This is a genomic window from Paucibacter sp. XJ19-41, assembly GCF_028462495.1.
Lineage (GTDB): Bacteria > Pseudomonadota > Gammaproteobacteria > Burkholderiales > Burkholderiaceae_C > Roseateles_E.
The window spans coordinates 1-11,019 of record NZ_JAQOWX010000151.1 but is presented as its reverse complement, the minus strand read 5'-3'; the positions used below and the strand labels follow the sequence as shown (position 1 = coordinate 11,019).

10 protein-coding genes and 1 pseudogene are annotated in these 11,019 nt (G+C 67.9%); 5 read left to right on the top strand and 6 right to left on the bottom strand.

Features of this window, described 5'->3' with window-relative positions:
* The 6 genes from PO768_RS25620 to hutU all read right to left on the bottom strand — a co-directional run.
* Positions 1–435 (bottom strand): rhodanese-like domain-containing protein (locus PO768_RS25620; RefSeq protein ID WP_272648300.1); only part of this gene is annotated, 435 nt, incomplete at its 3' end.
* A 145-nt stretch (positions 436–580) separates the two neighbouring features.
* A complete protein-coding gene (locus tag PO768_RS25615; protein ID WP_272648299.1) occupies positions 581–1,366 on the bottom strand; it encodes an ABC transporter ATP-binding protein in 786 nt (261 codons plus the stop codon).
* Entirely contained in the window at positions 1,363–2,142 is a 780-nt protein-coding gene (locus tag PO768_RS25610; protein ID WP_272648298.1) for an ABC transporter permease, read from the bottom strand. The genes PO768_RS25615 and PO768_RS25610 overlap by 4 nt, the downstream gene beginning before the upstream one ends.
* A 6-nt stretch (positions 2,143–2,148) precedes the next feature.
* Positions 2,149–3,096 (bottom strand): ABC transporter substrate-binding protein, encoded by a 948-nt coding sequence (locus PO768_RS25605; protein WP_272648297.1) that lies wholly within the window; start codon positions 3,094–3,096, stop codon positions 2,149–2,151.
* 131 nt (positions 3,097–3,227) lie between these two features.
* Positions 3,228–4,772, bottom strand: a complete 1,545-nt coding sequence (gene hutH, locus PO768_RS25600; protein WP_272648296.1) for a histidine ammonia-lyase — start codon at positions 4,770–4,772, stop codon at positions 3,228–3,230.
* 13 nt (positions 4,773–4,785) lie between these two features.
* A complete protein-coding gene (gene hutU, locus PO768_RS25595) occupies positions 4,786–6,468 on the bottom strand; it encodes a urocanate hydratase (protein ID WP_272648295.1) in 1,683 nt (560 codons plus the stop codon).
* Between the two features lie 76 nt (positions 6,469–6,544).
* Here hutU and hutC point away from each other — a divergent pair, with 76 nt between their 5' ends.
* The 5 genes and pseudogenes from hutC to PO768_RS25570 form a co-directional block, all read left to right on the top strand.
* Positions 6,545–7,264, top strand: a complete 720-nt coding sequence (gene hutC, locus PO768_RS25590) for a histidine utilization repressor (protein ID WP_272648294.1) — start codon at positions 6,545–6,547, stop codon at positions 7,262–7,264.
* Positions 7,261–7,770 (top strand): HutD/Ves family protein, encoded by a 510-nt coding sequence (locus PO768_RS25585; RefSeq protein WP_272648293.1) that lies wholly within the window; start codon positions 7,261–7,263, stop codon positions 7,768–7,770. Before hutC ends, PO768_RS25585 begins: the two co-directional genes overlap by 4 nt.
* A 139-nt stretch (positions 7,771–7,909) precedes the next feature.
* A complete protein-coding gene (hutI, locus tag PO768_RS25580) occupies positions 7,910–9,100 on the top strand; it encodes an imidazolonepropionase (protein ID WP_272648292.1) in 1,191 nt (396 codons plus the stop codon).
* Positions 9,097–9,900 (top strand): annotated as a pseudogene (gene hutG, locus PO768_RS25575) (N-formylglutamate deformylase). The gene hutI and the pseudogene hutG overlap by 4 nt, the downstream one beginning before the upstream one ends.
* On the top strand, positions 9,897–11,019 hold a 1,123-nt coding region (locus PO768_RS25570), incomplete at its 3' end, for a formimidoylglutamate deiminase (protein WP_272648291.1). The pseudogene hutG and the gene PO768_RS25570, both read left to right, overlap by 4 nt.

Below are 11,019 nucleotides of genomic sequence, written 5' to 3'. Positions count from 1 at the left end.
CTCGGTGACGACGGCGCCGCCGGCCGCCTTCCAGGCCGCCAGCCCGCCGTCCAGCAGGCGCAGGCGCTCGGGCGCGACGCCGTGGCGGTGCAACTCATAGAACAGCCAGGTGGCCAGCATCGTGCCGCCCTGGTCATGGATCACGATCAGCTGCTCGCTGGCATGGCGCAGGCCCCAAGTCCGCATGCGGGCCTGCATCGTCGCGGCGTCCACCTCGCGGGCGCCGTAGCTGTAGAAGTCCACGCTGACCGCGCCAGGGATGTGGCCGGCGCCATGCTGGCGGGTCGGCGAGGCGTCGAGTAGCAGCGGCGGCGCGGCGCTGGCCAGCGCCTGGCGCAGCCAGGCGGCATCGACAAGGGGGCTGCTCGCCTGCGCTGCGAACGATGTGCAGAGGCTGAAGGAAAGCAGCATCCAGTGGATCAGGAACTTGGCCACGGCAGGGCTCCGGTTGAGACGGTCGTGCACTGTGGCTCGTCGCCGCGCGGTCGGCGAGCCGACTGCGACAGGCTGCAGCCGCAGCAGGACAGTCCGCAGCGGCGCCCGACGGACGACGCACCTCGCAGACGCAGCAGACAGGCTCTCAGCCTTGGGCCGCCAGCACCTCGACGCGCAGTTGCTCGGTCAGCTCGCGCTTGAGCGCGGCGAACTCGGGTGCGGTCTTGATCGAATAGTGGCGCGGGTGCGGAAAAGGCGATGGCAGGTCGCTCTTGATGCGTCCGGGCCGTGCGCTCATCACGACCACGCGCGAACCCATGAAGATGGCCTCGTCGATGTCGTGGGTCACAAACAGCACCGTCTTGCGCTCGCGCTCCCAGATGCCCAGCAGCAGCTCCTGCATCAGCTCGCGGGTCTGGTGGTCCAGCGCGCCGAAGGGTTCGTCCATCAAGAGCATGCGTGGCTGGTTGGCCAGCGCCCGGGCCAGAGCGGTGCGCTGCTGCATGCCGCCGGAGAGCTGCTTGGGGTAGTGCTTGTCGAACTTGGCCAGGCCCACCTGGGTCAGAAAGCTCTGGGCGATCTCGACCGCCTGGGCACGTGCCATGCCGCGCTCGCGCAGGCCGAAGCAGACATTGTCCAGCACCGTCAGCCAGGGGAACAGCGTGTAGCACTGGAACACCATGCCGCGGTCGGCGCCGGGGCCGGTGACGGCCCGCCCGTCCAGCAAGACCTGACCTCCGCTGGGCGCATCGAGCCCGGCAACGATGCGCAGCAAGGTGCTCTTGCCGCAGCCCGAGGGGCCAAGGATGGTGACGAAGTCGTTCTCGGCCACGTCCAGATCGGTGGCCTGCAGGGCCACGGTTTGCTGGCCGCCGGCGGTGGTGAAGGTGCGCGAGACGCCGCGCACGGACAGGATGTTGTTGTCGCTCATTTACCTAGCTGCGCCCACGGAAACAGCGCGCGGTTCGCGGCCTTGAAGGCGTAGTCGCTGACCAGGCCGATCAGGCCGATCACGATGATGCCGAAGATGATCTGGTCGGTGGCCAGGAGGGCCTGGCTGTCGGTGATCATGTGGCCGATGCCGCTTGAAGCACCGATCAGCTCGGCGACGATCACATAGGTCCAGGCCCAGCCCAGCACCATGCGCAGGATCTCGGCGATTTCGGGCGCGGCCCCGGGCAGCAGCACGCGCTTGAGCAGGCCCGCGTCCGAGACGCCCAGCGTGTAGGCGGCCTCGACCAGATCGCGCCGGGTATTGCCCACCGTCACCGCAATCATCAGGGTCAGCTGGAAGAAGCTGCCGATGAAGATGACTGCCAGCTTCTGCGCCTCGCCTATGCCCACCCACAGCATCAAGAGCGGAATGAAGGCCGAGGCCGGCAGGTAGCGGGCGAAGGAGACAAAGGGCTCGAAGAAGGCCTCGATGGGCTTGTAGGCCCCCATCAGCACGCCCAGCGGCAGCGCCAGCGTGGCGGCGATTACAAAGCCGCCGAGCACCCGCCAGACCGTCATGGCTATGTCGACCGCGAAGCCCATCTCGGTCAGCAGCACATAGCCTGAACGAAGCATGCTCAGCGGGTCGGCCAGAAACGTCTTCTCGACAAAGCCGCCAAAGGTGGCGATGGCCCAGACGGTGACGAAGAGGACGAAGAAGGACAGACCCAGGGCCACGCGGGCCCCGGGCGATACCGCTTGCAGTGGACGCATGCCGACTTACTGGATGAAGCGCGTGTCGGCCAGTTTGCTCAGGTCCGGAATGGCCCTGATGATGCCCACCTCCAGCAGCAGTTCGGCCGCTTCCTTGCTGAAGGTTGCATGCTCGCCGGCGAAGAACTTCTGGTTGGCGGCCTTGTCCTGCCAGCGCAGATAGGCCTGGCTCTTCTCGAAGGCCTCGCCGCTTTGCTTGACGTCGGCGCCCATGATCTCGAAGCTCTTCTTCGGGTCTTTCTTGATCAGCTCCAGGGCCTCGAAATAGCTGTCGGCCAGAGCCTTGGCCGCCTTGGGGTTCTCGGCCAGGAATTTGGGCGTGCAGCCAAAGGTGTCCATCACCATCGGATAGTCCAAGGTGGTGGCGATGATGGTGCCGGCCTCGGGTTTGGCACGCACGCCGGAGAGATAGGGCTCGTAAGTCATGCCCGCATCCAGGCCACCGGTGCCGGCGATGAAGGCATTGGCGGCGGCCTGCGGCTCCAGGTTGACGACCTTGACGTCCTTGATCGAGATACCGTTCTTCTTCAGCATCCAGGCCAGGCCGAAATAGGGCGCGGTGCCCGGCGCGCTGGCGGCCACGGTCTTGCCCTTCAGATCGGCGATCTTGGCGATGCCGGGTTTGACGATCATGCCGTCGGCGCCGTAGCTCTTGTCGAGCTGGAAGATCTGGGTGGTGGCCACGCCATTGGCGTTCCAGACGATCCAGGTCTCGACGGTCGTTGCCGCGCACTGCACATCACCGGAGGCGATCGCCAGATGGCGGTCCTTCTGCGGAATCTTCTTGATGCTGACGTCCAGGCCGTTCTTCTTGAAGATGCCGGCCTCCTTGGCCAGGGTCAGCGGCGCGAATCCGGTCCAGCCGGAGATGCCGACGCCGACCTTGGTCTCCTGGGCCTGGGCGGCGGTGGCAAGCGAAGCGGCAAGGGCAAGCAGCGACAGCGTCTTCTTCATGGTCAGCGGTTCTCCGTGGCAGGGGTGTCCATCATGGTGCGTGCCGCCTGGTTTGCGTCCCCGGGATTCACCCGGGGTGGCGCAAAAAAGCCGGCACGCGGCCGGCTCCTTGCTGCTGCTGTTGGGCAGGCTCAGGGCAGCACGACGATGCTGCCTTCCCTTTGCACGAGTCGTGCCAGCTCGCCGGCAAACACCAGCTCGGTCGCACGCTCGATATCCGGCGCCAGATAGTGGTCCTCGGGCATCGGCGGGCAGACGCTGCGCACCAGCGCGTGCACCTCTTCGAGCGCACGCGAGCTCTTCAGCGGGCGCAGGAACTCGATGCCTTGCGAGGCCGCCAGCAGCTCGATGCCGATGATGTGGGCGGTGTTGTCCAGCATCGGGCCCAGGCGGCGCGCGCCGAAGGTGGCCATGGACACATGGTCTTCCTGGTTGGCGCTGGTGGGAATGGAGTCCACGCTGGCCGGGTGGGCCAGGCTCTTGTTCTCGCTGGCCAGCGCGGCGGCGGTCACATGGGCGATCATGAAGCCGGAATTGAGGCCGGCGTTTTCGGTCAGGAAGGGCGGCAGGCGGGAGACGCTGGTATCGATCAGCATCGCGATGCGACGCTCGGCGATGGCGCCGACCTCGGCGATCGCGCAGGCCAGCGCATCGGCGGCCAGGGCCACCGGCTCGGCGTGGAAATTGCCGCCGCTGACCATGGCGGCCGAGCCGTCCTCGTTGGCGAAGACCAAGGGGTTGTCGGTGACCGCGTTTGCCTCGCGCAAGAGCACGTCACGGACATAGCGGGCCTGATCCAGGCAGGCACCCATCACCTGGGGCTGGCAGCGCAGGCAGTAGGGGTCCTGGACCCGCTCGTCGCCCTCGCGGTGCGAGGCGCGAATCTCGCTGCCGGCCAGGATCTGGCGGTAGGCCTGGGCGGCCTCGATCTGGCCGGGCTGGCCGCGCACCGCATGGATGCGGGGATCGAAGGGGCCATCGCTGCCGCGCGCGGCGTCCAGGCTCAGCGCGCCCGAGACGATGGCCGAGGCATAGACCTTCTCGAAACGCAGCAGCCCTTCCAGCGCCAGCGCGGTCGAGGTCTGGGTGCCGTTGATCAGGGCCAGGCCTTCCTTGGCCTGCAGCACCAGCGGCTTGACGCCGGCCTTCTCGAGTTCGGCCAGCGCCGGGCGGCGCTGGCCATCGACCAGCATCTCGCCTTCGCCCATCAGGGCCAGGGTCATGTGCGACAAGGGGGCCAGATCGCCCGAGGCACCGACCGAGCCTTGCGCCGGCACATAGGGCACCAGGCCGGCGTTGAAGGCGTCGAGCAGGCATTGCACGACCTCTTCGCGCACGCCGGAGAAGCCGCGCGCGAGCGACGCTGCCTTGGTGGCCAGCATCAGACGCACGACCGAGGGTGCTAGCGGCGCGCCGACGCCGACGCAGTGCGAGCGGATCAGATTGCGCTGCAGCGTGGCCAGGTCTTCCTTGCTGATGCGGGTGCTGGCCAGCTTGCCGAAGCCGGTGTTGACGCCGTAGACCGGCGCGTCGCCGGCCGCTGCGGCCTGCACGACGGCGGCGCTGCGGCGGATGATGTCGGTAGCGCTGGCGTGCAGGCTGAGTGTGATGCCGCCATTGCGGATCGCGCGCAGCTGATCGAGCGTCAGTTCGCCCGGAGTGATTTCCAAGTTCATTTTCTTTTCCTTCTTACTTCGTGAGCATCGGCAGGTTCAGGCCGCGCTCTTTGGCGCACGCCTGGGCCTGCTCATAGCCGGCATCGGCATGGCGCATCACGCCGGTGCCAGGGTCGTTGAACAGCACGCGCGCGATGCGCTTGTCGGCCGCCTCGCTGCCGTCACAGACGATCACGACGCCGCTGTGCTGGCTGTAGCCCATGCCGACCCCGCCGCCATGGTGCAGGCTGACCCAGGTGGCGCCGCCGGCGGTGTTCAGCAGCGCGTTCAGCAGCGGCCAGTCGGAAACGGCGTCCGAGCCGTCCTTCATGCTCTCGGTCTCGCGGTTGGGGCTGGCGACCGAGCCGCTATCCAGATGGTCGCGGCCGATCACGATGGGCGCCTTCAGCTCGCCCTTGCGGACCATTTCGTTGAAGGCCAGACCGGCGATATGGCGTTCGCCCAGGCCCAGCCAGCAGATGCGCGCCGGCAGACCCTGGAAGGCGATGCGCTCCTTGGCCATGTCCAGCCAGCGGTGCACGCCGGCGTGATGCGGGAACAGTTCCTTGATCTTGGCGTCGGTCTTGTAGATGTCCTCGGGGTCGCCCGAGAGCGCCACCCAGCGGAAGGGGCCGCGGCCCTCGCAGAACTGCGGCCGCACGTAGGCGGGCACGAAGCCGGGAAAGTCGAAGGCGTTCTTGACGCCCTCATCAAACGCGACCTGGCGGATATTGTTGCCGTAGTCCACGGTCGGGATGCCCATGGCCTGGAACAGCAGCATGGCCTTGACATGCTCGGCGGCGCTCTTGGCGGCGGCGGCCTTCAGCTCGGCATGCTGGGCCGGGTCGGCGGCGGCGGCCTTCCACTGCTCGACGCTCCAGCCGGCCGGCAGATAGCCGTTGATCAGGTCATGGGCCGAGGTCTGGTCGGTCACCAGATCGGGCTTGATGGCGGTGCCGGCCTTGCAGCGCTCGGCCAGGGCCGGCAGGATGCGCGCGGCATTGCCCAGCAGCGCAATGGAGACGGCCTTGCCCTCGGCGGTGTACTTGGCGATGCGGGCCAGCGCGTCGTCCAGGTCGCTGGCCTGCTCGTCGACATAGCGGGTCTTCAGGCGGAAGTCGATGCGCGACTGCTGGCACTCGATGGTCAGCGAGCAGGCGCCGGCAAAGGTCGCGGCCAAGGGCTGCGCGCCGCCCATGCCGCCCAGGCCGGCGGTCAGGATCCAGCGCCCGACCATGGAGCCACCGAAGTGCTGGCGACCGGCCTCGGCGAAGGTCTCATACGTGCCTTGCACGATGCCCTGGCTGCCGATATAGATCCAGCTGCCGGCCGTCATCTGGCCATACATCATCAGGCCCTTGCGGTCCAGCTCGTTGAAATGTTCCCAGTTGGCCCAGGCCGGCACCAGATTGCTGTTGGCGATCAGCACGCGCGGCGCATCCGGATGGGTCTTGAACACGCCAACCGGCTTGCCCGACTGCACCAGCAGGGTCTCGTCCTCGTCGAGCGCCTTGAGCGACGCCAGGATGGCGTCGAAGCAGTCCCAGTTGCGGGCGGCCTTGCCGATGCCGCCGTAGACCACCAGGGCGTCTGGGTTCTCGGCCACCGCCGGGTCCAGATTGTTCTGCAGCATCCGGTAGGCGGCTTCGGTGAGCCAGCTCTTGCAGGCGAGGGTGGTGCCGGTGGGGGCGCGGACGGTGCGGGCTTGCGAGCTCATGCGGATCTCCTGGGGCTGGAAGGAATGGCGCGAACTTTAGTTGTCTATACAAGTACAGTCAAGTAGGATGGGCGACATGGCAAGCAGCACAAGCGCACCGGCGCCGCAGTACCTGAAGGTCAAGAATCATTTGCGCGAGCACATCGCGTCCGGCCACTGGGTGGCCGGCGATCTGCTGCCCTCGGAGGCCGAGCTGGTGGCGCAGTTCGGCGTCAGCCGCATGACGGTCAACCGCGCGCTGCGCGAGCTGAGCCAGGAGGGCATGATCGAGCGGGTGCAGGGGGTCGGCACCTTCGTGGCCCAGCTGCACCGCATCTCCAGCACCCTGACGGTGCGCGATGTGCATGACGAGATCGCCGCGCGCGGCCATCGCCACGAGTCGCGCGTGCACCTGCTGGAACGGCTCAAGGCCACGACCGAACAGGCGGCCGACTTCGGCCTTAAGGCCGGCGCCACGCTGTTCCACAGCGTCATCGTCCATCTGGAGAACGGGGTCGCGATCCAGTGCGAGGACCGGCTCGTGAACCCCGCCTGCGCACCCGACTATCTGGGCCTGGACTTCGCGACGGTAACGCCGACCCACTATCTGCTGGAAGTGGCGCCGCTGTCCGAGGCTCGGTATACGATTGAATCGACCTTGCCCAGCGAACTGGAAGCCCGGCTGCTGGGCATTGGCAAGCGTGACCCCTGCCTGGTCGTCAAACGCCGCACCTTCAGCCGCGGGCTGACCGTGACGACGGTGCGACTGACCCATCCGGGATCTCGTTACTTGCTCGAGGGGAGTTTTCAGGCATGAGTTGGAGCACGGTTTCCGCACAAGACCTGGCGCCGCAGCGCTGGAAGAACGGGGGCGGCTGGACCCGCGAGCTGCTGGCCTGGCCGCGGCCCGATCAATGGCTGCTGCGCATCAGCGTCGCCGACATCGAGGCCGACGGTCCGTTCTCGGCCTTTCCCGGCGTCGATCGCTGGTTCGGCGTGCTGCAGGGTGGTGGCGTCGAGCTGCTAGGCCGCGCGCTGCGCTGCGGCGATGGGCTGCTGGCCTTCGACGGCGCGCTGGCGCCCGACTGCCGGCTGCTGGACGGCATGACGCGCGATTTCAATCTGATGCACAGGCGCGGCCATGGCCGCGTCGAGGTCGTGCCGGCCGACGGCGCGCTGCTGCCCGAGGGTGTGCAATGGCTGGGCCTGTTCACCGCCTGGGACGGGGTCTTGAGTCACGGGGGCCGTAGCATGAATCTGGCACCGATGAGCCTNAGGGTGTGCAATGGCTGGGCCTGTTCACCGCCTGGGACGGGGTCTTGAGTCACGGGGGCCGTAGCATGAATCTGGCACCGATGAGCCTGGCCTGGTGCGAGGCGCCGGTCGCGCAGCGCTGCGAGTTCAACAGCCCGACGCCGGGTGCGGCCTGGTGGTTGGTCCTCAGGGCTGAGGGAGAGACAGCATGAGCCGGGTCGTGTGGCGCAATGGCCGGCTGGCCACCATGGCCGGCGATCAGCCCTGGGGCTGGATAGCAGACGGTGCCCTGGTCACCGAGGGTGAGCGGCTGCTGTGGGTCGGCGAGGCCGAGCAGATCCCGGACCTGGACTTCGACGCCGAGCACGATCTCGGCGGTGCGGTCGTGACGCCGGGCCTGATCGATTGCCATACCCATCTGGTTTACGGCGGCCAGCGCGCCCGCGAGTTCGAGCTGCGCCTGCAGGGCGCCAGCTACGAGGAGATCGCGCGGGCCGGCGGCGGCATCCGCTCGACGGTGGCCGCCACCCGCGAGGCTGGCGAGGATGAGCTGCTGGCGCTGGCCCAGCGTCGCCTCGATGCCTTGCTGGCCGAGGGGGTCACGACGATAGAGATCAAGTCCGGCTACGGCCTGAGCCTGGAATCTGAGGCGCGCAGCCTGCGCGTTGCGCGCCGGCTGCGTGGCGCCGATGTGCGCTGCAGCTATCTGGGTGCCCATGCCCTGCCGCCGGAGTTCGAGGGCCGGCAGGATGACTATGTCGAGGCCGTCTGCGACTGGATGGTCAGGCTGCAGCAGGACGGTCTGGTCGATGCGGTCGATGCCTTCTGCGAGGGCATAGGCTTCACCCCCGCACAAACGAGACGTGTCTTCGAGACGGCGCGGCGCCTGGGCCTGCCGGTCAAGCTGCATGCCGAGCAGCTCAGCGACCAGGGCGGCACCCAGCTGGCCTGCGAGTACCAGGCCTTGAGCTGCGACCATCTGGAGTATCTGAGCCCCGAGGGCGTTGCCGCGCTGGTGGCCAGCGGCACGGTGGCCACGCTGCTGCCTGGCGCCTACTATTTCTTGCGCGAAACCAAGCTGCCGCCGGTGGCGGCGCTGCGCGCGGCCGGCGTGCCTATCGCGATCTCGCCCGACCACAACCCCGGCACCTCGCCGACCCTGTCCCTGCTGCTGATGCTGAACATGGCCTGCACCCTGTTCCGCCTGACGCCCGAGGAGGCGCTGCGCGGCGTCACCGTCAACGCCGCCCGAGCCCTGGGTCTGGGCGACCGGGGCCAATTGGTCGCGGGCCAGCGCGCCGATTTCTGTGCCTGGGACATCGCCCATCCCAATGAACTGGCTTACTACTTTGGCCGCAACCCGCTGCGCCGGGCAGTGCGGGCCGGAAAGATACGATGATGAGCAGCAAGGTTTTCACTCTGCAGCGCGGCAGCACACCGCTGCTGATCAGCATGCCCCATGTGGGCACCGCCATTCCCGAGGACCAGCGCGGACGCTACCAGCCCCGTGCGCTGCAGACCGAGGACACCGACTGGCATCTGGAGCGTCTTTACGGCGGCATTGCCCAGGAGCTGGGCGCTGGCCTGATCGTCCCGCACTACTCGCGCTATCTGATCGATCTGAACCGCCCGCCCGAGGACACGCCGATGTATCCGGGGGCATCGAATACCGAGCTGTGCCCGACCCGTTTCTTCAGCGGCGAGCCGCTGTATCTGGACGGCCAGGCCCCCGACGCTGCCGAAAAGCTGCGCCGCCGCGAGACCTATTGGCGGCCTTACCACGAGGCCTTGGAGGCCGAGCTGGACCGGCTCAAGGCGGCCCACGGCTATGCCCTGCTGTTCGATGCGCACAGCATCTAGTCCGAGCTCCCCTGGCTGTTCGAGGGCAGGCTGCCCGATCTGACCCTGGGCACGGCTGAGGGCCGCTCCTGCGACCCTGCCATCACCGCGTCCTTGGGTCAGGTGCTGGCCGGGCAGGGCGACTTCAGCCAGGTGGTCAATGGCCGCTTCAAGGGCGGCTACATCACCCGCCACTATGGTCGGCCGGACCTCTCCCAGCATGCGGTTCAGCTGGAGATGTGCTGGCGTTGCTATATGCAGGAACAGCCGCCCTATGCCTATGACGAGGCCGCTGCGGCCGGCGTGCAGCCGCTGCTGCGCCGCCTGTTGCTGCAACTGCTGAGCTGGAAGAAAGCATGAACACCGGTGCCAAGCAGTTCTGGGCACCGCAGGCCTGGCTTGACGGGCGCTGGCAGGGCCAGGTCTTGATGCATGTCAATTCGTCGGGGCACTGGAGCGGCTTCGAAGCCGGTCGTCCGGCGCTGGACGATGCCCTGCGGCTGGACGGCCCGGTGATCCCCAGCCTGGTCGATGCCCACAGCCATGCCTTCCAGCGCGCCTTCGCCGGCCTGGCCGAGCGGCGCGAGGCCGGTGATGATGACTTCTGGAGCTGGCGCGACCGCATGTACGGGCTGGCACTGCGCATCACGCCGGCCCAGCTGCAGGCCATCGCGGCCCAGCTCTATCTGGAACTGCTCAAGGGCGGCTACACCCAGGTCTGCGAGTTCCACTATCTGCAGCACCGTGAGGACGGCAGCGCCTATGGGCCCAACAACGGCGACGAGCTGGCGATGAGCTGGGCGCTGGCCGATGCGGCCGCCCAGGTCGGGCTGGGCCTGACGATGCTGCCGGTGCTGTATGCCCATGCCGGTTTTGCTCAAGCCGAGCTGCGGCCCGACCAGCGCCGCTTCGCCAGCGACGCCGACTGGGTCTGGGCCGCCAGCCGACGCCTCAACGCGGCCGGCCGGCCGCTGCTGAATGCCGGCGTGGCCCTGCATTCGCTGCGCGCCGCCCATGCCGAGGACATCCGCCGGCTGCAACAGCTGGTCGGGGATGCGGACCTGCCCATCCATATCCATATCAGCGAGCAGCAGCAGGAGGTGGCCGATTGCCTGGCCGCGACCGGGCAGCGGCCGATGGCCTGGTTGTGCAGCGAGTTCGCGCCCGATGCGCGCTGGCAGCTGGTGCATGCGACCCACAGCCTGCCCGAGGAGATCGATGCGGTGGCGGCCAGCGGCGCCGGTGTCGTGATCTGCCCCGGTACCGAGGGCAATCTGGGCGACGGCCTGTGCGATCTGCCGGGCTGGCTCGCCAGCGGCGCACCGATCAGCCTGGGTTCGGACAGCCATGTGACGCGCGGCTGGGTCGAGGAGCTGCGATGGCTGGAGTATGGCCAGCGCCTGGGCCTGCGCCAGCGCAATGTGGCCGCGCAGCCGCGCCGCGAGCCCTCGACCGCCGCGCGCCTGTTCGAGGCCTGCC